Annotated in this window: 20 protein-coding genes and 1 pseudogene; 11 read left to right on the top strand and 10 right to left on the bottom strand. The window is 41.6% G+C overall.

Translation table 11 applies throughout. The features are described 5' to 3' along the window. Positions 1–73 precede the first annotated feature (73 nt). From purM to C2M33_RS05635, 3 genes are read left to right on the top strand one after another with little or no spacing between them, the layout of a single operon-like run. Positions 74–1,126: a phosphoribosylformylglycinamidine cyclo-ligase gene (gene purM / locus C2M33_RS05645; RefSeq protein WP_063705981.1), complete on the top strand. Its 1,053-nt coding sequence runs from the start codon at positions 74–76 to the stop codon at positions 1,124–1,126. Next, positions 1,126–1,773, top strand: coding sequence for a phosphoribosylglycinamide formyltransferase (purN, locus tag C2M33_RS05640; RefSeq protein ID WP_054551594.1), 648 nt, complete (start codon positions 1,126–1,128; stop codon positions 1,771–1,773). Before purM ends, purN begins: the two co-directional genes overlap by 1 nt. Continuing rightward, complete coding sequence (locus tag C2M33_RS05635; RefSeq protein ID WP_082874091.1) at positions 1,718–2,518, top strand: DUF3108 domain-containing protein; 801 nt, start codon at positions 1,718–1,720, stop codon at positions 2,516–2,518. The genes purN and C2M33_RS05635 overlap by 56 nt, the downstream gene beginning before the upstream one ends. 18 nt (positions 2,519–2,536) lie before the next feature. Here the strand turns inward: C2M33_RS05635 and C2M33_RS05630 are convergent, their stop codons facing one another. Continuing rightward, positions 2,537–3,301 (bottom strand): class II glutamine amidotransferase, encoded by a 765-nt coding sequence (locus C2M33_RS05630; protein ID WP_054551596.1) that lies wholly within the window; start codon positions 3,299–3,301, stop codon positions 2,537–2,539. Positions 3,302–3,637: 336 nt separating this feature from the next. Between C2M33_RS05630 and fadE the strand changes: the two are divergent. Then, a pseudogene (gene fadE, locus C2M33_RS05625) lies at positions 3,638–6,093 on the top strand (acyl-CoA dehydrogenase FadE). Here the strand turns inward: fadE and C2M33_RS05620 are convergent. Both C2M33_RS05620 and C2M33_RS05615 read right to left on the bottom strand, forming a co-directional pair. Beyond that, positions 6,090–7,184 carry a DUF6136 family protein gene (locus tag C2M33_RS05620; RefSeq protein ID WP_105173949.1) on the bottom strand — a complete coding sequence of 365 codons (1,095 nt, stop codon included), beginning with the start codon at positions 7,182–7,184 and terminating at the stop codon, positions 6,090–6,092. The pseudogene fadE and the gene C2M33_RS05620 sit on opposite strands and share 4 nt — an antisense overlap. Next, on the bottom strand, positions 7,181–7,771 hold the full coding sequence (locus tag C2M33_RS05615; protein WP_105173948.1) for an ABC transporter ATP-binding protein: 591 nt from the start codon (positions 7,769–7,771) through the stop codon (positions 7,181–7,183). The genes C2M33_RS05620 and C2M33_RS05615 overlap by 4 nt, the downstream gene beginning before the upstream one ends. A 149-nt stretch (positions 7,772–7,920) precedes the next feature. On the opposite strand from C2M33_RS05615, the gene C2M33_RS05610 reads away from it, so the two are divergent. From C2M33_RS05610 to C2M33_RS05600, 3 genes are all read left to right on the top strand, one after another. Beyond that, a complete protein-coding gene (locus C2M33_RS05610; protein WP_105173947.1) occupies positions 7,921–9,846 on the top strand; it encodes a S9 family peptidase in 1,926 nt (641 codons plus the stop codon). A 304-nt stretch (positions 9,847–10,150) separates the two neighbouring features. Then, positions 10,151–10,588 carry a SulA-like leucine-rich domain-containing protein gene (locus C2M33_RS05605; protein WP_063706205.1) on the top strand — a complete coding sequence of 146 codons (438 nt, stop codon included), beginning with the start codon at positions 10,151–10,153 and terminating at the stop codon, positions 10,586–10,588. 40 nt (positions 10,589–10,628) lie between these two features. Next, a complete protein-coding gene (locus tag C2M33_RS05600; protein WP_062564233.1) occupies positions 10,629–11,108 on the top strand; it encodes a YchJ family protein in 480 nt (159 codons plus the stop codon). A gap of 153 nt (positions 11,109–11,261) precedes the next feature. Here the strand turns inward: C2M33_RS05600 and C2M33_RS05595 are convergent, their stop codons facing one another. Both C2M33_RS05595 and C2M33_RS05590 read right to left on the bottom strand, forming a co-directional pair. Beyond that, entirely contained in the window at positions 11,262–12,092 is an 831-nt protein-coding gene (locus C2M33_RS05595; RefSeq protein ID WP_105173946.1) for an alpha/beta hydrolase, read from the bottom strand. A 2-nt stretch (positions 12,093–12,094) separates the two neighbouring features. Then, complete coding sequence (locus C2M33_RS05590; RefSeq protein ID WP_233999121.1) at positions 12,095–12,739, bottom strand: alpha/beta hydrolase; 645 nt, start codon at positions 12,737–12,739, stop codon at positions 12,095–12,097. 362 nt (positions 12,740–13,101) lie between these two features. Here C2M33_RS05590 and C2M33_RS05585 point away from each other — a divergent pair, with 362 nt between their 5' ends. Both C2M33_RS05585 and C2M33_RS05580 read left to right on the top strand, forming a co-directional pair. Next, entirely contained in the window at positions 13,102–13,989 is an 888-nt protein-coding gene (locus tag C2M33_RS05585; protein ID WP_054551603.1) for a LysR substrate-binding domain-containing protein, read from the top strand. Between the two features lie 317 nt (positions 13,990–14,306). Then, the gene (locus C2M33_RS05580; protein WP_063705997.1) at positions 14,307–15,071 is read left to right on the top strand and encodes a YdcF family protein; all 765 of its coding nucleotides are present in this window, start codon (positions 14,307–14,309) and stop codon (positions 15,069–15,071) included. Positions 15,072–15,077: 6 nt separating this feature from the next. Here C2M33_RS05580 and C2M33_RS05575 read toward each other — a convergent pair whose 3' ends face one another. Next, entirely contained in the window at positions 15,078–15,830 is a 753-nt protein-coding gene (locus tag C2M33_RS05575; protein ID WP_063705999.1) for a Nif3-like dinuclear metal center hexameric protein, read from the bottom strand. Between the two features lie 150 nt (positions 15,831–15,980). Between C2M33_RS05575 and C2M33_RS05570 the strand changes: the two genes are divergently transcribed. Continuing rightward, positions 15,981–16,358, top strand: coding sequence for a hypothetical protein (locus C2M33_RS05570; RefSeq protein WP_063706001.1), 378 nt, complete (start codon positions 15,981–15,983; stop codon positions 16,356–16,358). 31 nt (positions 16,359–16,389) lie between these two features. Here C2M33_RS05570 and C2M33_RS05565 read toward each other — a convergent pair whose 3' ends face one another. After that, complete coding sequence (locus tag C2M33_RS05565) at positions 16,390–16,866, bottom strand: HPP family protein (protein ID WP_105173945.1); 477 nt, start codon at positions 16,864–16,866, stop codon at positions 16,390–16,392. Between the two features lie 99 nt (positions 16,867–16,965). Between C2M33_RS05565 and C2M33_RS05560 the strand changes: the two genes are divergently transcribed. Further along, positions 16,966–17,508, top strand: a complete 543-nt coding sequence (locus C2M33_RS05560) for a TetR/AcrR family transcriptional regulator (protein ID WP_105173944.1) — start codon at positions 16,966–16,968, stop codon at positions 17,506–17,508. A gap of 55 nt (positions 17,509–17,563) precedes the next feature. Here C2M33_RS05560 and C2M33_RS05555 read toward each other — a convergent pair whose 3' ends face one another. The 3 genes from C2M33_RS05555 to C2M33_RS05545 form a co-directional block, all read right to left on the bottom strand. Further along, positions 17,564–20,746 carry an amidohydrolase family protein gene (locus C2M33_RS05555; protein WP_105173943.1) on the bottom strand — a complete coding sequence of 1,061 codons (3,183 nt, stop codon included), beginning with the start codon at positions 20,744–20,746 and terminating at the stop codon, positions 17,564–17,566. A gap of 106 nt (positions 20,747–20,852) precedes the next feature. Then, entirely contained in the window at positions 20,853–21,677 is an 825-nt protein-coding gene (locus tag C2M33_RS05550; protein ID WP_063706011.1) for a M90 family metallopeptidase, read from the bottom strand. A gap of 89 nt (positions 21,678–21,766) precedes the next feature. Further along, a complete protein-coding gene (locus C2M33_RS05545; RefSeq protein ID WP_105173942.1) occupies positions 21,767–24,673 on the bottom strand; it encodes a ligand-binding sensor domain-containing diguanylate cyclase in 2,907 nt (968 codons plus the stop codon). Positions 24,674–24,723: the final 50 nt, after the last annotated feature.

The raw sequence follows: 24,723 nt of genomic DNA, 5'->3' as shown, positions 1-24,723 counted from the left end.
CCGCGCCAGTGCAATTGTTGTAAAATACGCGCGTTTCTAAGCAACCCACATGCAACTTTTTTGAGGAAAACCTGTGAGCGAACAAAAACAGTCTCTTAGCTATAAAGACGCGGGCGTAGATATCGATGCCGGTAATGCACTTGTTGAGCGTATTAAAGGCGTAGTTAAAAAAACCAGACGTCCTGAAGTAATGGGCGGTATCGGTGGTTTTGGCGCACTTTGCGAACTACCAACTGGCTATAAAGAGCCTGTACTGGTTGCTGGCACAGACGGTGTTGGTACAAAACTACGTTTAGCAATCGATCTTAAAAAGCACGACACAGTGGGTATCGACCTTGTTGCTATGTGTGTAAACGACCTTATTGTACAAGGTGCAGAGCCACTATTTTTCCTTGATTACTATGCAACGGGTAAATTAGACGTAGATACTGCGGCTGATGTTGTAACAGGTATTGGTAAAGGCTGTGAGCTTTCTGGCTGTGCATTAATCGGTGGTGAAACTGCTGAAATGCCAGGTATGTACGACGGCGAAGACTACGACATGGCTGGTTTCTGTACTGGTGTTGTAGAAAAATCAAAAATTATCGACGGTACTAAAGTTGCTGCAGGCGACCAATTAATCGCCCTTGCATCAAGTGGTCCTCATTCAAACGGCTTCTCATTAATTCGTAAAGTTCTTGAAGTATCTGGCGCAGACACGAGCGCTGAGCTTGAAGGCAAAACACTTGGCGATCACCTATTAGAGCCAACTCGTATCTACGTTAAACAACTACTTGAGCTATTCAAGCAGGTTGATGTACACGCCTTATCTCACATCACGGGTGGTGGTTTCTGGGAAAACATCCCGCGCGTACTTCCTGAGTCTGCAAAAGCAGTTATCAAAGGTGACAGCTGGGAATGGCCTGTAGTTTTCAACTGGTTACAAGAAAACGGCAACATCACAACACACGAAATGTACCGTACATTCAACTGTGGTGTTGGTATGATTTTAGTTGTTCCAGCAGACAAACTTGAGCAAAGCTTAACAATTCTTAAAGATCTTGGCGAAAATGCATGGCATATTGGTGAGATCCAAGATGCGAAAGCAGGCGAAGAGCAAGTAGAAATTTTAGGTGGTCGTGACTAATGACCCCTTGTCGTCTTGTTGTATTAATTTCTGGTAGCGGTTCTAACCTTCAAGCCATCATCGACGCGTGTGCGCGTGGTGAAATAAAGGCCGAAATCGCCGCTGTAATTAGTAATAAAGCCGACGCCTATGGCCTTGAGCGAGCAAAAAATGCAGGTATACAAACACGTGTACTAAGCCATAAAGATTTTGACTCGCGCGAGGCCTATGATGCTGAGTTAATGGACATTATTGACAATTTTGAACCAAATCTAGTTGTATTAGCTGGTTTTATGCGTATTCTTACACCTAGCTTAGTGCAAAAATTTAAGGGAAAAATGTTGAACATTCACCCTTCTTTGTTGCCTAAGTACCAAGGGCTGAATACCCACCAACGAGCGATAGATGCAAAAGATGACGTTCATGGTGTTAGTGTTCACTTTGTCACAGAAGAACTAGACGGCGGTCCCGTTGTTCTTCAAGCCAAAGTGCCGGTACTCGAAAACGATACCGCAGAGACACTCGCACAACGTGTTCATCAGCAAGAACATATAATCTATCCATTGGTGGTCAAGTGGTTCAGTGAACAACGACTCAAGATGGAAGCAGATTATGCAGTTTTTGACGAAAAGAAACTTCCTGCACACGGCGCGCACTACCCAGAATAAAAATCTAAGTGCCCTACTCGCTTGTGTGGGCACTTTATTACTTCCTACCAGTGTTTTAGCTGGCGACCTCACTCAATATGAAGCCAAATACGATGTACTTCGTAAAGGCGAAACCCATGGTAAAGCAGTACGCGAGCTGAAAAAAGCCGCAGACGGTAACTACGTAATCACTTATCACAGTGAAATCGAATGGATGATTTTTTCAGACTCACGAAAAGAAACATCTAAATTTACGTACCATGATCAAAAAATTTCTCCGCTAAGTTACACCATGGAACGTTCGGGCACCGGGCCTGATAAAGAATACAGCTTAAAATTTGATGCAGCGCAAAAGCAAGTTCAAAGCAGCGAAAGTAAATACCCATTGAAGCTGGATTGGTCAGATGATTTTCAAGATTCTCTATCTTACCAAGTGCAAGTACGCGAAGAGCTAAAGCAAGGTAAAACACAATTATCGTATCCATTGATTGATAAAAAAGGCAACCTTCGCAATTACGACTTTGAAGTTATCGGCACAGAAATGATTTCGCTACCTGTTGGTAATGTAGAAGCAATTAAAGTTAAACGTTTATACGATAACGATAAACGTCAAGCACTTGCTTGGTTTGCCCCAGAAATGGACTACATGCTAGTTCGTATGTGGAAAGGTGAAAAAGGCGTTGAGCAATTTGAAGTGCAGCTTAATTCATTCACCGTGACCACGCCAGTGGCCGTAACAAATGAAGTGAGTAACGAAGCGCCTTAATAGCGCTTCATCTTTTATTTAGATTTTTTCACCCATTTTAAACAGGGCAAACTCACCGGGTTCCATTTTCTGCCAGCGTTCATCATTGGTGAGTGGCCGTGTTGCAATCACAGTAACCACATCGTTCGGTGTGGTTTCTTTTTGAAAATCAATCACCATGTCTGCATCAATTAATGTCGCTTTGCCAAACGGTGCACGTCGAGTGATCCAATGTAAGTTATTGGTGCAATAGGCTAAAACATAAACCCCATCAGTAAGCAGCATATTAAATACGCCTTTTTCACGCAGTGTGTGGGCAAGCTTGGCAGCATAACGAAATACAGACGCCATATTTGATGGGCGTTTAGGGTATTTTTCGCGAATTTTATCGAGCAGCCAACAAAACGCCAGCTCACTGTCGGTATTACCGACAGGTCGATAGTAATCTGGTTTTAAATCATGATAATTCGATAGTTGCCCGTTGTGAGCATACGTAATTTCACGGCCCCATAACTCGCGAGTAAATGGGTGGGTATTTTCAAGGCACACTCGACCACGGTTTCCTTGGCGAATATGGCTTATCACTGAAATACTTTTTATTGGATACGCTTTAACCAACTTGGCAATTTCTGATTGGCAACTTGGCTCTGGATCTTTAAATGTACGACAGCCTTTACCTTCGTAAAAAGTGATGCCCCAGCCATCTTTATGCGGGCCAGTATTACCACCGCGTTCTAATAATCCTGAAAAACTGAAACAAATATCCGTTGGTACATTGGCCGACATGCCAAGCAACTCACACATAGAACTCTTAACCTATAAAACTAATCGAAGGAAGGCATGATGGGCTGATCCCTGCCTGCGCTCATTGTTAAACATAGCGTTAAAGATGGCAACTGCTATGCTGAGATTTTCAGAACTATCTGAGCAATTCACAACTAATTGCCAGTATAACGGCGCTGATTATAAGTAATTACTCAACAATCCCTCACTGGCTGTAAATGTTTTTGCACTGATAGCCATTTTTAAATGAATAAAACTCGTTGCACAGACTGTTTTAATCCCTGTTCCCCTCTTGATAATTCGCTTTTCAAGCGCTACTCTAAAAGAGGTGGTCTGACCTCTATTAAGGAATAATCAATGACTCTCATATTTTTACTTGGTTTACTCGTGCTGCTTAGTATTGCGAGTTACCACAGAGCAAGCTGGAATACCTGCTTAGGTATTGCCGTTGCGACTTTACTTGTTGGCACATTTGCTGGCGCGTTTGGCGCAATTAGTTGGCTACTATTCTTACTTATCGCTGTGCCACTTTCTGTGACTGGCGTTCGTCAACAATACATCATCAAACCTATCTTCGCTGCTTTCAAAAAAGTAACCCCGACGATGTCGGAAACTGAAAAATCAGCAATCGATGCCGGTACTACGTGGTGGGAAGCGGATCTATTTTGCGGTCGTCCTGACTGGAACAAATTACACCAATACCCAGCACCTAAACTGACTATCGAAGAGCAAGCGTTTATTGATGGTCCAGTTGAAGAAGTGTGTAGCATGTTAGATGACTGGCACGCAACTCACGAACTAACTGATTTACCGCAAGATGTTTGGCAATATCTAAAAGATAATAAATTCTTTGCCATGATCATCAAAAAAGAATACGGCGGTTTAGAGTTTTCTGCTTATGCACAATCGTGTGTACTACAAAAACTAACAAGTAAATCAACGTTACTTTCATCTATCGTAGGTGTACCTAACTCATTAGGTCCGGGCGAATTACTTCAGCACTATGGTACTAAAGAGCAAAAAGATCATTACTTACCGCGCTTAGCAAGTGGTCAAGAAATTCCATGTTTTGCTTTAACATCACCAGAAGCCGGTTCTGACGCAAGTGCAATTCCTGATTACGGTGTTGTTTGTAAAGGTCAGTGGAATGGTGAAGAAGTTGTCGGTATTAGCCTAACATGGAACAAGCGTTACATTACTCTAGCTCCAGTTGCGACTGTACTTGGTCTTGCATTTAAACTACAAGATCCTGACGGTTTATTAGGTGATGATAAAGAACCTGGTATTACCTGTGCGCTGATCCCAACAGATACCCCAGGGGTCGAAATTGGCCGTCGTCACTTCCGCTAAATGTACCATTCCAAAATGGTCCTACTCGCGGCAAAGACATCTTCGTACCACTTGATTACATCATTGGTGGCCCGAAAATGGCTGGTCAAGGCTGGCGTATGCTTGTTGAATGTTTATCTGTTGGTCGTGCAATCACCTTGCCGTCTAACTCTACAGGTGGCATTAAAACAATTGCGCTTGCAACGGGTTCATACAGCCGTATTCGTCGTCAATTCCGTTTGCCAATTGGTCAAATGGAAGGTGTTGAAGAATCACTCGCTAAACTTGCAGGTTACGCATATAGCTCTGATGCTGCAGTAAGCATGTCTACAGGTGCTGTTGACCTTGGCGAAAAACCATCGGTTGTATCTGCAATTATTAAATACCACTTAACTGAGCAAATGCGTGAAGCAACAATTCACGGCATGGATGTTCATGGTGGTAAAGGCATTATGCTTGGTCCAAACAACTACCTAGGTCGCGGTTACCAAGGTGCGCCAATTGCGATTACCGTTGAAGGTGCAAATATCTTAACACGTAACATGATCATCTATGGTCAAGGTGCAATTCGTTGTCATCCATTCGTGTTAACTGAACTAGGCGCTTGTGCAATTGAAGACCGTGAAGAAGCGCTTGCAGTATTCGATAAAGCGTTAATGGGCCACATTGGCTTTACTATTTCGAACCTTGTTCGCACTAAGTGGTTAGCATTTACAAACGCACGTTTCACAAGTACACCGTACAAAGACGAAACCGCTGAGTTTTATCGTGTTGCGTCACGTTTCAGTGCATCATTAGCATTAATGTCAGATATTAGCATGGCGGTATTTGGTGGTTCATTAAAACGTAAAGAGCGTATCTCTGCACGTTTAGGTGACTTACTAAGCTACTTATACCTTGTATCTGCAACACTTAAACGTTACAACGACGAAGGCCGTAAAAAAGAAGATTTTGCGCTTGTTCAATGGAGCTGCCAAGATCACCTTTACCACTGCCAACGTGCACTTGCTGACTTAATCAATAACATGCCATCTGCACCACTACGTGCAATGCTAAAAATTATGTTATTCCCATTCGGTCGTCCAGTTCGTAAACCTACTGATAAGCTTGAGCACAAACTAGCACACTTATTACAAGTACCAAGCGAAACTCGTAACCGTTTAGCTAACTACATTTACCTTAAAAACGAGCCACTTAACCTTGTTGGTCGTCAAGAGCAAACGCTTAAAGACGTACTAGAAGTTGAGCCTCTGTTTGATAAGGTGTGCCGTGAAAAAGGCGTGAAACTGCCTTTCTTCCAACTTGATAAAGTAGCGCAAATGGGCCTAGAAGCAGGTATTTTAAGCCAAGCTGAAGCCGACAAACTAGCCGCTGTTGAAAAAGCCCGTCTTGACGTTATTAACGTTGACGACTTTGACCCAGCAGACTTAGTTGCAGGTAAAGTAGCCCGCGGCGAGAGCGATAAAAAAGCTGACGCCGCTTAAGCTAGCAAAACAATTCCAATTGTTATGAAAAACCAAACCAGCGCAAATTGCGCTGGTTTTTTTTGCGCTAAATATTGTTGCAATACACACCACACTGCCCCAATGAAGAAGTAAATCATTTTAGTACCAAGCATGCTTATAACGAGTATTAAAGCTACAGCAAAAAATATAAAGCTCGGTAAAAACTGGCTCCTATAAAACGGCTTGTCTTGGTTATTACTTTGAAAGAACAGCTGAAATTTTTGAAAAACAGCCAAGCAATCAAACTGCAGCGAGCTCGTTAGCAATACGCATACTGAAAAAGCCACAGCCTGTATCAAGTCACTAAAGTCATTACGAACTGAAATTAGCTGTAATAAAGCGAACAAGCATGCTAGCAAAACTGAACCACGCCATATTAAGCTCCAGCTGTGCTGTATGAAATAGCTAAGCCAAAATAAAGCAAGCGAGTGTACTTTTAATTTATGGCTCATTCTTACGGGTGGGAGCAAAGTCGAGCAGCCGAAAATAACAACAAAACCCAAAAAATATTGCATTGAAGATAAACTAATAGGCAGTAATACCAAGACAGAACTGAGTAATAAACTATAAAGAAGCGCACGAGGCTTATAAAGAACAAATACTCCACATAACCATTGCAACAACATGAACAGCAAAAAATGAGGTACTTGTAGCCACTGCTTTAACGATAGATCTATTGCTATTAATAAACTGGCAATGAGCCATGCATTACTTAAAAGTAGTAACTTGCAGTCAGCACATACTCGCCAATAGGATATATAAAGACTTCGCTGAAACGCCCTATTTTTCTCATTTTTAATGGCTGGCGCCATGGCCCACAACATTACCGATTCAAGTAAAAGATAAACCACTGCTAATTTTGCACCGTAAGCAGGTGCTGCATGGCTATCGACTATTTTGCCGAGTCCTAAAAACAACAGCAAAACCATACCAAGAAATGCAGGGCCTAGTACCAGTGCAAACAACAAGCTAAAACTCTTTAACTGAGACAGCATACTTTTGAGGGTGGTCGTATATGCTAGGTATCGATAAGAAAGGAATGACAAGTAACTAGCAAAAGAATCAATCATAAAGATGTACACTCAAAACCACGCTGCACAAACACCTCTGGTTCGTGGCTTGTAATGATGATTTGCCCATTAGGTTTATCATCTAGGTAGCCATCAAGTAAGGTCAGCAAAAATTGAATACTTGTTTGATCAAGCGCTGCACTCGGTTCATCTAAGAGTAAAAATGGAGCTTGCTTTAAAAAAGCAATAATAAGCTGACACTTCTTTTGATTGCCACTCGACAAAGCACTAAAGCGAGTATTGAGGTGCTCTGTAAAGTTAAACCCTGTAATGAGCTGCTCTGGCATATCTTTATTTAATGCCTTGCAACTAAGTTCAAAAATTTGCCGCGCAGTTAAAAAATCAGGCAGCACAATAAGATCGCTAGCAATTGATACATCGCTTTGCGGCGATTTTAATGCCTCATTATTATATAAAACCAGCCCAGACTGGGGCTTTTCAAGGCCCGCTAGTATCATCAGTAATGTTGTTTTTCCTCTACCATTTGCTGCCTGTAAACAAACTCTTTTACCTTGTAATTGCTTATTATAGTTTTCAAAAACGTGTGCTGAAGCAAAACGCTTGTTGAGGTTGTTAATTTCAATCATGTTTATTCCTTTGATAGTGAAAAAATAGTAGCACACTCATGTTCCTAATTAGTTACATGATTTGTAACAAATATCGAACTGGTAAAACTTGCGTTTATATAATGAACAGGCAAGACTCTATAGCGAAAAATAGATAAGGAATAATTACAATGAAACCGAGTTTTCAACTAGCAGCTGTTGCATGCGCACTTAGCCTTGCACTTGCAGGATGTTCACAATCAACCCAATCAACAAGCAGCACCGAAAGCGTGCAACAAAAACAAACTGTAAAACAGTATGACGCTGAAACCTTTTTTGACACAACGTCAATTATGGGCAGCAGCTTTTCACCAAAAGGCGACAAAATACTCGTTAGTAGTGACGAAAGCGGCATTTATAGTCTTTATGAAGTAGATATAAAAAGCGCCAAGAAAACCCGTTTAACTGACTTTGAAGACAGTACTTATGCAGTTGCTTATTTCCCTAATGATGAGCGCGTATTATTTACCAAAGACTCTGGCGGTAACGAGCGTTATCACATCTATGTTCGCGAAACAGACGGCACAGTTAAAGATCTTACGCCAGGTGAAGAAACCCGCGCGGGTTTTGCAGGCTTCACTGAAGATGCGAAACAATTTTTTATAACCAGCAATCAACGTGATGCTAAGTTTATGGATCTTTATCGCGTCGATGCTAGCAGTTATGAAGTAACCCTTGTTTATCAAAACACCATGGGACTGGATGTCGGTGCGATCAGCCCTGATGGCCGTTTTATTGCTTTATCTAAAAATAATTCGAACAAAGACAGCGATGTGTTCATTCTCGATACGCGTAAAAAAACACTGAAGCCAGAGCTCATTACCCGCCATGACGACGACGCCAAATACGGCCCTGAAACCTTCTCAACAGACAGTAAATCACTGTATTACTCAACCGATGCTAAAGGTGAGTTTGCAGAAATTTGGCGCTATGACTTAACGACCGGTAAGCACAGCCCTGCCCTCAAAGATGAGTGGGATGTGAGCTTTATTTACTTCTCTGAATCTGGTCGTTATCAAGTAAGCGGTGTTAATGCCGACGCAAGCACTAAGGTGTCAATAATCGATACCACCACAGGTAAAAGCATAGCCATGCCATCGCTGCCTGCTGGTAACTTACGTGGTGTTAATTTTTCAGCTGATGAAAAGACCATGGCGTTTTATTTAAATTCAGATACCTCGCCAAGTAACCTATTTGTGTGGCAACTCGGTGAATCGAAAGCGAAACAGTTAACCAACACATTAAGTGATGCAATTAATCAAAATGACTTGGTTGAAAGCACAATTGTGCGCTTTAAAAGTTTTGATGGTTTAGAAATCCCTGGGGTTTTATATAAGCCTAAGCAAGCTAACAGCAACAACAAAGTACCAGCTTTAGTGTGGGTGCACGGCGGCCCTGGCGGCCAAAGCCGCACAGGCTATAGTGCAATGCAGCAGCATCTAGTCAATCACGGTTATGCCATTTTTGCGGTCAATAACCGTGGCAGCTCAGGCTATGGTAAAACCTTCTTCCATTTAGATGACAAAAAGCATGGCACTGATGATTTACAAGATATCGTATACGGCAAAAAGCATCTACAAAGCCTCGATTGGGTCGATGCTGACAAAATTGGCATCATAGGAGGAAGTTACGGTGGCTTTATGACCGCCGCCGCACTTGCCTTTGAACCTGAAGAGTTCAAAGTAGGTATCAACATCTTTGGTGTAACAAACTGGGTTAGAACCTTAAACTCGATTCCACCATGGTGGGAAAGCTTTAAAAAGGCGCTGTATGACGAAATGGGCGACCCAGCTACAGACGGTGAACGTCACCGTGCAATTTCGCCACTATTTCATGCTAAAAACATCACCAAGCCATTAATGGTGATCCAAGGTGCTAACGACCCTCGCGTTTTACAAGTTGAAAGCGATGAACTCGTTGCCGCTGTTAAGGCAAATGGTGTGCCTGTCGAATATGTATTATTTGATGATGAAGGCCATGGTTTTACTAAAAAGGAAAACCGCATAAAAGCCTCAAACGCATATCTTGAGTTTTTGAATACTTATTTAGATAAGTAGCAAGATTGCAAAGATAAAGAGCCGGTATTTATACCGGCTTTTTTATGCAAAACACCTGTATAAAAGAAAAATGTTACGTCTTACACAGTACTGTACAAAACACTGTATGAGTTAAATGCTAAATTTTTTAGCTTTTTAACTCTGCAAACCAAAATTATAACTACATGTTTAATAAGAACTAAATCATTTTAATTAACATAAAACTGAATCATTGGTTAAAAAATAGCAAAAAAAGTACTTGCGCAAAAACACTGTATAAACTACTGTATACACATACTGTATAAACAACCAGTGAGTGAAAGTTATGTTACAGCCAATTACCTTAAGAACAGTTAAAAGCTACCAACAAGATAACGACAAAGCGTCTGTTAATTTAATTCAAATTGAAGACGAAATATCAGCAACCTTTGAGCTATTAAAAGTATTACATCATTACAATAGCCAAAATGCATGGACACTATTAATTGCACCTGATCATGTTCCTAGCAAAGCATTATTAGATTCGTGTTCAATTGATACCAGCAAACTACTTGTGATCAGACAAAAGCATTTAGTAAACCTTGAATACGTACTTAGCTCAGCATTACATAACGGTAACTTTGCTGCTGTGATCACATGGACAGATATTGTAAACAATCATCAACTTGATTCGATGAACTTAAACCTAGATCAGGCATCAGCTAAGTTTTATTGCTTTACAAAAAGCGCTCAATTAAACAATTTAGTACCGCAGCCACAATAGGCTTGTTAAAATAACAATTTACATTTTTAGGTAAGTTGTTATGACATCACTCACACACTCCCTTTGTCCTTGTGGCAGCGAATCGACTTACGAGCTTTGCTGCCAGCCTTTTCATACCGGTGCAAGCCAAGCTGATACCCCAGAGCAACTTATGCGTTCTCGTTTTAGTGCATACGCGCTAAAAGATGCAAAATATGTATTTAGTACTTATGCACAAAGCCAGCAAGCCGCGAACCCGGTTCGCGAAATTAAAGATTTTGCTAATAGCTGCCGTTTTACCAAACTCAGTGTTTTAGAGACTGAACATAACGAGCAAGAAGGCTTTGTAGAATTTAAAGCAAATTACTTTTACCAAAACTTGTATTGTGAGTTACACGAAAAGTCGCGTTTTATTAAAGAAGATGGCTTATGGCGTTACCTTGATGGTGATATAACGCCAGTTGCAGATATTAAAATTGGCCGTAATGATGAATGCCCTTGTGGTAGCGGCAAAAAATATAAAAAGTGTCACGCTCTTTAATTGCTCTTATACCAATCCGCTTAATTAAGTAGTCTATTTTGAGGCAATAAAACCTCGTTGATAGCAAGGCAAAAATTTCGTTATTTAGTTGTTCTAAATGAGAAATTTTTAACGCAGTTAGCGACAGGTTTGATCCCTCAAAATGATTAAGTATTATTGCGGGTTGGTATTAACCTGGTAAATCCAGTCTAAGGCTTGGGTAATCGTTGTTGGGAATGCAGTTGCATGGCGTGCCTGAGGAATAACAAATAAATTTGTTGTAACCAGCGCGCCGCTTTGTTTAGTAATTTTAGCTGCTAATTGCCTTGCCCCCGACACCATTTGTTCACCTTCGCTTTCTTCAAGTTCTCCCACTGCGATGTAAACTTTTGTTGTGTTGGCAGCTGGTTTTACAGCCATAGCTAATATTGAGTTTTCTTTAAACCACACTGAAGGACTACCGATAATATAATTTGAAAAAAGCGAAGGCTCAGTGAATAAGGTATAAGCCGCAAATAAACCGCCAAGTGAGTTACCGACTAACGTACTTTTTTGGGTTGTTCTGAAGTCGGCCTTAATATAAGGCAATACAGTATGTTTTAGGTAGTTTAGATACTGACTTGCTCCGCCAGTTTTACGCTGCCAATTTTTATCTTCAAATGGCGTATAGTCATAAATACGGCTATTAAGCCCAGATACACCTTTTTGATATCCTACTGCAACGATAATTACCTCTTCTATAGCCCCCGAATTCATCATAAAGCGACTAGCACCAGAGGCAATCGGTAAACTGTAGTTTGCATCTAATAGGTAAACAACTGGGTAGCGCTTCTGGTTTTGCTTTTGGTAGCTGCGTGGCAACTTAATCGTAATGGGGTATTCGTTTTCGGTATGTTTATCTTTAAGTAACACAGTATTAGTACGTGGCAAAGTAAACGGCTCAGCATGGCTTACATCGCTCACGCCCAAAACACTGATCACAAAAACGAGCAATATATAAGGCATAATTAATCCTTTAGCCACTTCTTAATTGGTAACAGCCACTCATCTTTTGGTTTATAAAATGCACCATGGGAGAGCCCTGTATTAATGCTTATTTCTTCGAACTTGGTTACGTCACTTCTATCAATTAAAAATTGGCAAGAGCCAACCTGATCTGAGCGCTCAAAGATAGAATACACCTTGCCATAAGCCTTAACTGATGTGTGATTTTTTATAAGGCCTGCACAACCTGCCAATATAATTAAGTTGATACGTGTACGTTTAAGTTCATTGACTGCCAGTATCGATAATGCCCCGCCCCGTGAAAAACCAACCAAACTAATGTTCGACTCAGCAACACCGGCACTGATCAATGCTTCGACATCTGCAGCGAGTTTTTTCGCAAACACAAAAGGTTCAGTGTCTTTTGGCCTGTGATAGGCTATTAAATGATAGCTCTCATCTGCCAATGCTTCTTTTACAGCAATAAAATCATACACCCCAAAGGTTTTGTGAACAGGCTTAGGGTTTGTCCCTTCGACAATAAAACCATGTGAATAAAAAACATAGTGACCATGTGGGTCAATTTCTGTCGGAAACTGACTGTAAATAGTGCCCGCAAAAGCAGGCAATACCCAACAAGCCCAGAGTAAAAGTACAGTTCGTAACACAAGCATCCCTTTAAAAAATCACAATACACTCATTAGAAGATACTAACATGTTAAAAAATAATACCTTAGTGAAAAGTCAGCCCTATTTTTAGTCATTAGAATCCAGGATTAAATTAATGACCAGATGCTTAAAAACATTTAAAACAGCAAGTTTCAACTTGAGGTAAATTCATGGAATTTCAGAATCAACCTGCAAACAATTTTATGACAACGCTGTCAATTAATTGTAAAAGGGCGTATTGTAAAAAAGAAGATAAAATAACCATCACTTTTAGACGTCTAGACGTTGAAAAAACAAATTCTAAGGCGTAGTATGTTCGTAATCTGAGTTGGACTCACATTTTTCATGAGATTTTTTAAAGATGATTGATATAAAGCACCTAAAAACCATAGCGACCCTCAAAGAAACAGGCTCTTTGGTCAATACCGCCCGTGAGTTATTTTTAACTCAATCGGCTTTATCGCATCAAATTAAAGATCTTGAGAATAAGTTAGATTGCCAACTATTCGAGCGTAAGACACAGCCTGTGCGTTTTACTCCGCAAGGTATGCTACTTCTTGAGCTCGCCAATGAGGTGTTGCCACGAGTTGAAGCGACAAAGTGTCGTTTAAAAGAAAGCCTTAATCAGCCAATTTCAAATTTACGTTTAAGTGTTGAGTGTCATGCCTGCTTTCATTGGTTGCTCCCAACCATCAAAGAATTTAATAACTTTTGGCCAGATATTAAAATTGATTATGAGCGCGGCTTTAGTTATGACGCCATTCCAGATTTAATTAATGATGAGTTAGATCTTGTGCTGACTTCTGACATTCGTGAACCCGATCAGCTTGAATATGCTCACCTATTTGATTTTAAATTAAAGCTGATAGTCGCACCGGATCATGAATTGGCAAAAAAAGCCTATGTCACCGCCCTTGATTTAAAGAACGAAACAATTATTTCGTACCCTATTCCGCGTGAGCGCCAAGATATCTTTAAACATTTTATTCAAAATGCACGCTTTGATGGCACGCTTAAAACAGTTGACCAAGGCTTATTGATATTCCAATTAGTGAGCGCAGGTATGGGGGTTGCAGCATTACCAGACTGGCTAGTCACTCCTTATGAAAGCCAAGGACTCATTAAGTCTATTCCGTTAGGTGCACTAGGCCTTACTCGCCCTATGTATTTAGCGATGAAAAAGAATATGAAAGATAACCCTGTTTATCGCCACTTTTTAAATACGTGTAAGCAAAATAACGGTCGCTAAAACAAGGCAAAATAACTAACATAGCTGCATCTGTTACAAACAATAATGTTAATACCCAAACCACCTCAAGGTGCGAGTTTCAGTTGGAATTAAAAGCGATTTAGGCAAGGCATTGATTGCAAACAATAGTGGTTCTATGGTTAAAATCAATAACGCAGTATAATTCGCTTTTAAACCAACCCTTTGGGCGCTTCACAGGTGCTTACTCTCATCGTTGTTACTTCTTAAAAGGGGCTGCCATTTTTGCAAAGTAACGCCTTGATATTAAGGCACCTGTGAAACGCTGAATTCTGTACCTTGAGGAGGCTTGGGTATACATGTTTGAAATTAAAAAGATCATTGGCTCTTTATTAATGCCCCTGCCGTTGCTCGGGCTGCTTACTTTAGTGATGGTATTTTTAGCCATTGCCCATAAACGCAAAGCACTCTATTTTGGCTTTGTTAGCATTTTAACTTTAATGCTGATAAGCACACCATATATTGGCCAGTCACTGATAGCTGCAAGCAATAACCCTGCATGGCAATTTAACCAAGCAAAACACCCTAAACTTGATAATATAGTGGTACTTGGCTGCTCTATAATGCCCAACTCACGCCTTCAAGCAAACCACCAGTTAGGCGATTGTGCGCTTGCTCGATTACTTGAAGGTGTTAAACTTGCCCACCACTACCCAAATGCCACCCTCTATGTATCAGGAGGCGGCTTTGCTAATGCTACCAATAGCCAGCTCATGTTTGAGACAGCAAAAGCGCTTGGTATCTCAGCATCGAGAATTAAACAAAATCCTCTCGCCATGGACACCGCAGAAGAGGCGCAGCGACTTGCCATTTATTTAGTCGATAGAAAAACAGCGCTTGTCACCTCAGCGAGCCACATGCCGCGAGCGAAAGACTTATTTAATGCACAAGGTGTTGACGTGATCCCAGCGGCAACCGACTTTCAAGATTTTAGTCAGTATCCAACATATAAGCAGTTTATACCTGATGACGATGTACTTGTTGCAGTGACCAGAGTAGCGCATGAGAAAATTGGCAGTGCTTGGGTGAGTGTGCGCCGCTGGATTGATCCAGAGGCGCTGTAGACTTAATCAGACTGGATTGTCGATATCGATAAACGTTACATCAAAACCATGCTGCTCAGCTAAAAGCTCGCCTAAGGCTTTAATGCCATACCGCTCAGTCGCATGGTGCCCTGCTGCAAAAAAATCGATACCTTGCTCGCGTGAACTATGAATTGTTTGTTCAGAAGCCTCACCAGTGAGATAAGCATCAATCCCTTGGGCAGCCGCTAAATCAATATACCCTTGTCCGCCACCGGTGCACCAAGCGATGGTGTCGATTTTCTCTTTTCTTACCAAGCTTGTTAATGGTGCACGATTAAGTACTTGGGTAATTTTGTCGGCAAACTCTTCACCACTTAATGGGGTTTTTAAGCGCCCTTTTACCGGCACACTATTTGGACCAGATTCAAGCCCAGCAGTGAATTCAATATCAAGTAACTTTGCCAGTTGCGCGTTATTACCAATTTCAGGGTGTATATCTAACGGTAAATGATAGCCATATAAGTTAATATCATTATTTAAAAGCGCAGCAATACGGCGCTTTTTCATCCCCGTGATTGGCTGCGACTCGCCTTTCCAGAAATAGCCATGATGTACCAAAATAGTATCTGCATTTTCTGCAATCGCAGCATCAATCAATGCTTGGCTTGCTGTGACACCTGTCACTATTTTTTTTACTTCACTCGCCCCTTCAACTTGTAAGCCATTTGGACAAAAATCAGCGATTGAATCAGGTTTAAGAATGTCGTTTAATAATTGAGTAAATTGTTTGCGTTGCATATGGAAATCGTCCTTCAACCCTTTATTTTGTGCAAATTTTGGCGTTTATGGGTGAAAAATGGAAGGAAAATCGCAAAAAATTGAAAAGTAAGCTGAAAATAGGTATAAATATATATTCTTAATCTGTGTTTACAACGTATAGGGTCTCTGATGAGCAAACTAGACAAAACAGAAGTGTTAAATGCCTTCGAAGCAGCATACGAAGCAGCGAATGGTAAGAAACCTGAAATCACTACAAAACCTGGTTGGTATAGCATCGATGGTGGCAAAAACTTGCGCCTTGCTGATGTTGCAGCGCTGACTGAAGAGCTCACTTCTGGTAAAACAGCTGAGCCTAAAGCAGAAGAAGCACCAAAAGCACCAGCGAAAAAAACCAAAACTAAAACCGCTGCACCAGCTAAAACAGCTAAGAAAGCACCGTTTACTGTTGTTACAGCAAACGATGATGGTTACAAAGCTGAAGAGCTTTGGATTGTTAACCTAGCTGAAAAAGACCACGATTGTCGTTTACCGCGTGGTGTTGTGTAATTTAATTGCACTCATTCATTTTAAAAAACCGCTACTCGTTAGCGGTTTTTTTATGGGTATTCACTTGGCTCGTTATAATCCATTGACTAAAGCAGCCAAACAACACAATAAATACCGTACCGATTAATACGGGCATCACTAAAAAATCCCAGCTTTGCATAGATTGCATTATCAAAATCGGGTTTGCGCCTGCCGCTGGATGTACGGTATCTGTCCACATCATTAGGCTAATTGCCAGTCCTGTTGCTATAGCAATTTCAACAGGCCCTACACCGACATAATTTACAAATACAACACCGATTAATGCAGTCAAAAGATGCCCACCAATAACATTTTTCGCTTTCGCAAGCGGACTGTGTGGCACACCAAATACCAACACGGCAGTTGCACCAAACGGTGCCATCAACCACACACCGTAATGTCCTAGTTGCTGTAAATAGGCCAACACAAAAATTGCCATACAAGCAAACACACCCGCGATTGCCGCTTTAGTTACTTTATTATCCATTATACCTCCCAAAGTAGACCGAATTGTCTACCTCGCAAATGGTAGACAACTCGGTCTACTTCTGTCAAGCTATCATTAATCGCCAATTGAGATCTTGTTATGGATAAACGAACACATATTATTTTGACCGCCCTGTCACTTTTTTATCAAAAAGGCATTCATAGTGTGGGAATAAACGAAATTATTAGTGTGGCCGGTGTCGCCAAAAAAACCATGTACCACCACTTCGCAAGTAAGGATGAATTGATACTCGCGTGCCTTAGTGAGCGTCATACCCGATTTTTAAATTGGTTAACGCATGCCACCAGCAAGGTAACAAGGCTTGAAGAGTTAAAAGTAGCGTTGATCAGCTGCCATGAAGCTTGGTTTAACTCTGAAGTAACTGAATTAGGTGATTTTAATGGCTGTTTATTTATCAACACTGCCGCTGAGTTCGCTGATCCTGCCAGCTCGATTAATCAAGCCTGCAAAGAACATAAATTGGCAGTCCAGCAGTTAATAAAACGGCGCTTATCAGCGTGTGAAAACATGGAAAGCTCGCAGCTCGACTCACTGAGCCATTATTTGATGACGCTTGTAGAGGGCATGATCTGCCAAGCAAAACTAGTAGGAATTAAACAGTTTCCTCATTTAAAGCAATAAATAAATTATAAAAAAAGCGGCACTATGGCCGCTTTCAGTTTATATTTCCGCTATGTTAAATTTCTTCAAAATATAACTTTTCGCGTTTTTTCTCACCCACCTCGTTCATGGTGGCAGCATCAAATAAACGACCATTGATCATGGTGTAATCTATTTTATCTGTATCACGAATGTTAGTTAGCGGGTTACCGTCAATAACGATTAAATCGGCAAGTTTACCCGGCTCAAGAGAACCGATGTTGTTATCAAGACCAATGTATTTAGCAGGATCTAACGTTGCTGCACGAATTGCTTGAAGTGGTGTCATACCACCTTGTGCAAACATCCAAATTTCCCAATGTGCCGCTAAACCTTCACGTTGACCATGAGCACCTAGGTTTACTAAAACACCTAAGTCTTGCAGCTCTTTGGCAACACGCGCATTGTTAAAGTGGTTATAGTGATGATCGGGAGCCTTAACACGACGCATTGAACGAGGTAAAAGCTGATTCTTTGGTACAAACTTACTTAAGCGTGGGTGATTCCACACATCCGTCTTGTCGTACCAATAATTTTCACCCCAAATACCACCGTATGCAACACCCAGAGTTGGCGTGTAACCTACGTCACTTTGAGACCAAAGCTGGCGAATATCATCGTAAATATTGGCAACAGGAATTGAGTGTTCAATACCCGTATGACCATCAACGACCATAGTTAAGTTGTGCTGCAGTAATGAACCGCCTTCTGGCACAACCATCATTTCAAGTTCACGACCTGCTTCAATAACTTGCTGGCGCTGTTCACGGCGTGGTTGGTTATAGGATTTAACGCTAAACGCGCCCACTTTCTTTAAGCGCTCAAGATGGAACTTAGCATCTTCTAACGAGTCAATATGCGATGTATAACCTGGCATATTCGCACCATATAAAATGGTACCCGTTGAGAAAATACGAGGAGCGACAATCATGCCCGCTTTTTGCATTTCGCTTGCAGCAAAAATCTCAGTGGTGTCGTTTGATGGATCGTGAATCGTTGTCACGCCTAACGCTAAGCCCGCTAAGTTCTTCCAGTTTTGCTGTGGAATAATCTCATCGCTACCTTGCGAGCCGTGAGCATGCGCATCAACAATACCCGGCATAATCGTCTTACCAGTTACATCAATTACTTCTGCGCCTTTAGGAATAGCAACACTGTCTTTACTACCAACCGCTTTAATATGCTTACCATCAGTAACAATAACGCCGTTTTCAATAACCTGCTCACCGTTCATGGTGATAATGCGTGCGCCAGTTAATGCAAATACTGATTTAGGCTCCGCCACGGTTTTTGTAAAACCAATGTTATCGCCACTTTTAACTTTAAAATCAGTCTCAGCATTTTGGTTAATATCAAATAAACCCGCTAGGCTTGCATGATATAACTCAGGGCCTAAGCTCCAATAAAGTTTATCGCTTGTGCCACTCCAGCTGATGTTTTCACCTGCACGAACAGAAAGCTGCTCAATTGGGAATTGGCTATCTTTCGGACCAATATTAATGGTTTTACCACGCTCAACAAATGGCGTAACAAATACTTTAAAACGCTCTGCAAACGCTAAGTACTCACCATCTGGTGATACTCTAAACTCTGTTGCATGCTCTGACTCATAAAGTTTGCGAACTTGTTTTGATTCAAGCTCAACAACGCTCAATGTTGGTTTTGGCCAAGGGCTCATTACATAAATACGGTCGTTTGCTGCACCAAATTGCGGCTGATAACCTGATTTAGTGATAAGTGTTGAATCACCGCCTTTGGCACTTACTGAGTAAATACCTGGCTCTAATGACCATGTTGGGTTAAGGATACTGCCGCCGGATGCTTTACGATAAACAACTGTTTTACCATCTGGGCTAAATGTTGGCTCTACGTATTTACCTGGCTCTTTGGTAAGGGTATCGCCACGGCCACCGCGTGCAGACACAACACGTACCGAGCCCTGCTCGTTATCATCCCATGTGGTGTAAACAATCTTCTTACCATCACGAGAGAACTGCGGGAATAATTCAAAGTGGTCGTCTTGCTTAGTCAGACGCTTTACTTTGCCAGACTCTAAATCACGCTTATAGATATGACCAAGCGCTTCAAAAATAGCCGTTTCACCATCTGGTGAAATTTGTACATTACGCAGCATTTTCACATCAAAATTATCGCTATCAATGTTTTGTGTAAAACGCACGGCTTTTTGAATTTGCTTATTAGTTTCAACTTTAAATGGAATAGTCGAGACAGACTTATCATCCACATCTAGCTTATGAATGGTACCACCCGCCCAAAAGACCAGTTGTTCGTTATCTGGTGTCCAAGCAATTGTTGGGTATACACCATGGATAGCCCATGTTTCTTGCATGTCACGCTCAAGCTCGCCATACAGCTTGGTATGCTCACCAGTGTGAAGATCATATAAGTACAAGCTTGTTTGGAAGTCATCGCGCTTGATATACGCAAGTTTTTTACCATCTGGTGAAGGTGTCGGTCGAATAGCCCCACCCATGCCATCAATGATAGTTTCAATCTCGCCGGTTTCACGGTCGTAGCGTTTAATTTTATAAATGCCCGCTACAGAATCTTTAGAGTAATGGAATGTTTTACCCGGCGTTGCATCATGCGAGAAATAAACATAACGACCATCAGGTGAGAACATCGGCTCGCCTAAGTCTTTTTGGTCGTTTTCACGTGCAGTCAGCTGTACACCTTTACCACCCGCTTTGTGGTAAAGCCATACTTCACCAGCGCCTAAAGAGCGGCTTGCAGTAAAGTGCTTACGTGCTACTAAGTAGTCGCCATCAGGGCTCCAAGCAGGACTATTTAACAAACGAAATGTTTCGTTCGTGACTGCTTTTTGGTTTTCACCATTTAAATCCATAACCCAAATGTTGTCGCCGCCACCTTGGTCTGAAGTGAATGCAATGTGCTTACCATCAGGGCTAAAGCGTGGTTGCATTTGCCATGCAATATCACTGGTTAATTGCGTTGCAGTGCCACCTGACATTGGCATGGTATAAATATCGCCGAGTAGGTCAAACACCACTGTTTTACCATCAGGGCTAATATCTACGTTCATCCACGTGCCCTGCTCAACACTAATTTTAGCGTCTAGGAATTGCCCTTTAGGTGCGTCCACCTGCCATTTGTCATCATTTGCTTGCTCTGCTGCTACTTGCCCTGTAAGAGCAAGTGAAATCGATACAGCCAGCACTGTATGAAGCATTTTCTTCATTGAAATCTCACTTATTATTGTTTTGCTTATATGCACACTTTTAGGATTGCACCAAATAGCATAGCAAGATTCCAGCAATTCGTGTTAAACAAACGTAAATAGTCGACTAATGCCACGCAATCGGATCAAACTGATAAAAGCCAACCAGTAAATGATAAATTTCAGGGTCAAACTGCCTGAGTTCGGCGGGTTTTTCTAAAAAGGTTTCTGTAATAACGGCAAAAAATTCTGCCTCGTTGGTCGCGCCATAACTATGAATAACATGCGGCATGCCATAAGCTAAATGGGTTTTGAGTTGATTAAAGGCGCGGCTAAATACTTTTGCCCACTTTTGATAATCTTCATTACTCGCAAGCATTGGCGTGCCTGTGGTTTTGCCTGTTTCTTGGTCGAGCTGATGGGCGAATTCATGAAACACTAAATTATGACCATCGCTTGGCAAGCGGTTCCCCTCAAGTACATCATGCCAGCTCAATACCAAGGTTCCACCCGGCCATGATTCACCTTGGCGAACGGTATTGTGATAACTGACCAGCCCGGCATTATCGCGGGAGGTTTGCGGAGCATAATACGCACTTGGGTATAAAAGGATCTCTTTTACATTACGATACAATGGCCAGGGTTTATTGAGCACCAAAACACAGGCATCGGCTGCTACAATCAACTTCATTGCATCATTAAGCTCAAGGCCATCACAGCCTATAAAACGTTTTTCATTTAAAAACCAAACGATATGACGCTCTAGTTTTTCGCGGTCGGCATCCGTCATCTTTCGATAGATGGGCATATAGTTTAACAGCAAATTTTTTTGCTGAGCATTGAGGGTATTATTGAGGTATTTTTTCTGCCAAAAGTGATTACGAATGTCGTCCCAGCGCCAGTAACACACAACAAAAATTATTAAAAAAAGTATCAAAACCAGGTTAAGCATTACTATCGCCTAAAAAACAATCTTGATACTTTAATGTGTGCAAACAAAAAAAGATCAATTGTTTACACACATTTTTATTTTAACACTGATTAATCAAGCGCAATACAGCCTTGATTATAAATAAAAATTTGGTTTCGACCGTTATTCTTCGCATTGTATAAAGCGTTGTCAGCATGTGATAGCAAGCGGTCATAATCAGCAACTTGCGTATTATCCGCCACACCAAAACTCACCGTCACAGAGAGCCCTTGCGCTAAATCAGAGAAATCGTAACCCGCTATCTCTAAACGGATAATTTCGCACAGTCTTGCGGCTTCTTCAGCGTTTTTGTAAGGGAACAACAGGGTAAATTCTTCACCGCCCCAACGCGCCGCATAGCCTTCATCAGGGAAATTCATACGCAGCAAACGAGCGATTTCACAAATCACTTTATCACCAATCAAGTGCGAGAAATTGTCATTAATCAGTTTGAAGTGATCAATATCCATAATCGCAATACTGAGTGTTTTATTATCACGTTGGAACTGATTAAAGTTTTCAGACAACCACATATCAAAAGCACGTCTGTTGGGTAATTGCGTTAATTGGTCATGATTCGCTAAATGAGCAAAGGCATCGGCTTGCGTTTGCAAATCATGCATTTGCTGTTCAACTTTTTCAGTTAACTCAATTTCAATGCGCTTGTAATGATATAAGCGGTATTTATAAATCACATAAGCACTAAAGAGCACAGCAATTAATATAAATAACTTAAAGCTGGTTTTTTGCCAAAAGTAAGGGGCAATTTTAAAACGCAGTACTTGCTCATTATTTTGCCAATCACTATTTGGATACCCAGCGCGCACTTTAAAGGTATAGTCACCCGGCGGTAAATTGGTGTATTCGGTAATAGCCAAACGTCCCCGGTCTACCCATTGTTGATTGTAACCACTTAATTGAGTTTGGTAGTTTAACCGCCCCGGCATGATAAAACTAAGCCCTGCGTAATTAAATGAAACACGAGAAACCCCAGCAGGTAAGCTCAGTACCTCATTGCCAACTGGTAAAGTAATGGGTTTGCCATCGACTTCAAAGCTTTCAATAACGGTCGATAAACGGCGTTTACTGGCTTCTTTTAAGCGCTCTGGTGTCGCAATAGCAACGCCTTTGGCAGTAGCAACCCATACTTGTCCATCAGAATGAAGCACAGCAGCAGGGTTTGAACCGCCATTCGCTTGCGCGCTTAGCATGCCATCGCCTTCATCATAAAGCTGCATCGAAACACTCATTGGCTTAATTTTTTCAGGGTTATCTAAAAGTGCAACAAGCTGAGCTTTGTTCACTTGGATCACACCACGGTTACTGGTTAGCCACAGTGAATCACCTTGCTCAATAACTTGGAACAGCTTATCGACCGGTAAACCTTGGTCTCGACCAAACAAGCTCATTTTATCTGTACTGAGATTGTAACGAACAAGGCCTCTATCGGTTGCAAGCCACATTTTATCGCCATCTAAGTAAAAACCGAATGCATACTCTGTGCTGAACTGCTTTGGAAACTCGAGAGTTTTAAATTGCTTAGTAGCCGGGTCATAAATGGACACACCCACTCCCGTGCCGACCCACAACCTGCCATGGTCATCCTCGACAAGGGCCATAATAAAATCACCTGTTAGGCCATCTTCTGTGGTGAATAATTCAGTTTGCCCAGCAGGGTCAATTTTGGTTAAACCACCGGCGGTGCCAATCCATAAGTTATCCGCTTTATCAAAAAACACAGCGCGAACTTCGTTGCTGATCAGGCCATTACTGCGGTTTTTTACTGGGTAAATTTGTCCATTAACCACTTTCATTAAACCCGCAGTGTAAGTACCTACCCATACTCCGCCCTGCTTATCTTCAGTTAAACTTAATACGGATAGCGGATCTTTTTCATAGGCTTGGATAAGGGTGGTGAGCTTGCCATTTTCAATACGATTTAAGCCATTACTACTGCCCACCCATAAGCTACCATCAGAATGCGATAACACGGTACGCACATAGTCAGATGCAAGCCCACGACTTTGGCTCCAATTTGTAAATGGCGCTTCACGCAAGCGAAATAATCCCGCATTTGTACCAACCCAAATACTTTTTTCGCGATCTTGTAGTAAAGATAAAATACGGTTGTTGGGTAAGCCATCATCTGCGGCTAAGTTTTCAAGGCCTAAACTGCTGAGTCTGAACACCCCTTTATTGATGGTGCCAAACCACAAATCGCCCTGCGCATCTTCCAGTAAGCTGGCAATTGATTCGTTATTAAGCACAGGGTTAATAGCAACAAACTTATCGTTTTGCTTTTGCCATGCCCCTTTTTCAGTGCCGACAATTAAAGTGCCCGACTGAGTAAGTAATAAGGTAAACACAGAGGCATTAGGAAGCCCAGAGTCTTCACTGACCTTACTGACTTGCATATCATTTATTTGATAAAGACCATCACTAGTGGCAGCCCAAATCACGCCTGTTTTGTCTTGTAAAAGACGGTACGCGCTTAGCTTATCAAGCAGTTTTTGCTCAGTGGCAGTTTCAGAAGCGCGGTAAACAATACCTTGCCCTTCAAGTGCCAGCCAAAGCTCACCTTGTTCAGTAACAAGTGCATGATTTACCATGGCTGATGAACTTGGTAATGCTCGCCACCCCCCTTGTGAGCGAAGCGCAATGCCACCTCGGGCACCTACAATGTATAAATCGCCATTTTCCATTGCAATAAGGCTGCGTAGGCCAGAATCAGGTAAGCCAGGAATTTCGGTTCGAGTAAAGAGTTTAAACTCGCGACCATTAAAACGAGCAAGTCCTTCCCAAGTCGCTATCCAGATATATCCATCTTTGGTTTGCGTGACACCATTAATACTATTGTGAGGAAGGCCAGCGCGTGTACTCCAAGTCTCGGTAAAATAATCACTCAGAGAGAGGCGTGCAGATTCTGCAAAAGCGCTGAAACAAAAGAAAAGAAAAATACAACTAACTACCCGCACCATAAAACTAAAACCCTGATATTTATTATCGTTCTATTCAGTGATGTAGCTCT

The sequence above is a fragment of the Pseudoalteromonas sp. T1lg122 genome, from assembly GCF_002964825.1.
GTDB lineage: Bacteria > Pseudomonadota > Gammaproteobacteria > Enterobacterales > Alteromonadaceae > Pseudoalteromonas > Pseudoalteromonas gelatinilytica.
This window is presented reverse-complemented; position numbering and strand designations above follow the sequence as displayed.

Excerpts from the sequence above, each read along its gene's own strand:
- C2M33_RS05635 (WP_082874091.1), top strand. The coding sequence starts at position 1,718 with ATGCAGTTTTTGACGAAAAGAAACTTCCTGCACACGGCGCGCACTACC.
- C2M33_RS05595 (WP_105173946.1), bottom strand. The coding sequence starts at position 12,092 with ATGCCTTATATATTGCTCGTTTTTGTGATCAGTGTTTTGGGCGTGAGC.
- C2M33_RS05585 (WP_054551603.1), top strand. The coding sequence starts at position 13,102 with ATGATTGATATAAAGCACCTAAAAACCATAGCGACCCTCAAAGAAACA.
- C2M33_RS05620 (WP_105173949.1), bottom strand. The coding sequence starts at position 7,184 with ATGATTGATTCTTTTGCTAGTTACTTGTCATTCCTTTCTTATCGATAC.
- C2M33_RS05560 (WP_105173944.1), top strand. The coding sequence starts at position 16,966 with ATGGATAAACGAACACATATTATTTTGACCGCCCTGTCACTTTTTTAT.
- C2M33_RS05610 (WP_105173947.1), top strand. The coding sequence starts at position 7,921 with ATGAAACCGAGTTTTCAACTAGCAGCTGTTGCATGCGCACTTAGCCTT.
- C2M33_RS05575 (WP_063705999.1), bottom strand. The coding sequence starts at position 15,830 with ATGCAACGCAAACAATTTACTCAATTATTAAACGACATTCTTAAACCT.
- C2M33_RS05605 (WP_063706205.1), top strand. The coding sequence starts at position 10,151 with ATGTTACAGCCAATTACCTTAAGAACAGTTAAAAGCTACCAACAAGAT.
- C2M33_RS05600 (WP_062564233.1), top strand. The coding sequence starts at position 10,629 with ATGACATCACTCACACACTCCCTTTGTCCTTGTGGCAGCGAATCGACT.
- C2M33_RS05615 (WP_105173948.1), bottom strand. The coding sequence starts at position 7,771 with ATGATTGAAATTAACAACCTCAACAAGCGTTTTGCTTCAGCACACGTT.
- C2M33_RS05580 (WP_063705997.1), top strand. The coding sequence starts at position 14,307 with ATGTTTGAAATTAAAAAGATCATTGGCTCTTTATTAATGCCCCTGCCG.
- C2M33_RS05570 (WP_063706001.1), top strand. The coding sequence starts at position 15,981 with ATGAGCAAACTAGACAAAACAGAAGTGTTAAATGCCTTCGAAGCAGCA.
- purN (WP_054551594.1), top strand. The coding sequence starts at position 1,126 with ATGACCCCTTGTCGTCTTGTTGTATTAATTTCTGGTAGCGGTTCTAAC.
- C2M33_RS05550 (WP_063706011.1), bottom strand. The coding sequence starts at position 21,677 with ATGCTTAACCTGGTTTTGATACTTTTTTTAATAATTTTTGTTGTGTGT.
- C2M33_RS05630 (WP_054551596.1), bottom strand. The coding sequence starts at position 3,301 with ATGTGTGAGTTGCTTGGCATGTCGGCCAATGTACCAACGGATATTTGT.
- C2M33_RS05565 (WP_105173945.1), bottom strand. The coding sequence starts at position 16,866 with ATGGATAATAAAGTAACTAAAGCGGCAATCGCGGGTGTGTTTGCTTGT.
- C2M33_RS05555 (WP_105173943.1), bottom strand. The coding sequence starts at position 20,746 with ATGAAGAAAATGCTTCATACAGTGCTGGCTGTATCGATTTCACTTGCT.
- C2M33_RS05545 (WP_105173942.1), bottom strand. The coding sequence starts at position 24,673 with ATGGTGCGGGTAGTTAGTTGTATTTTTCTTTTCTTTTGTTTCAGCGCT.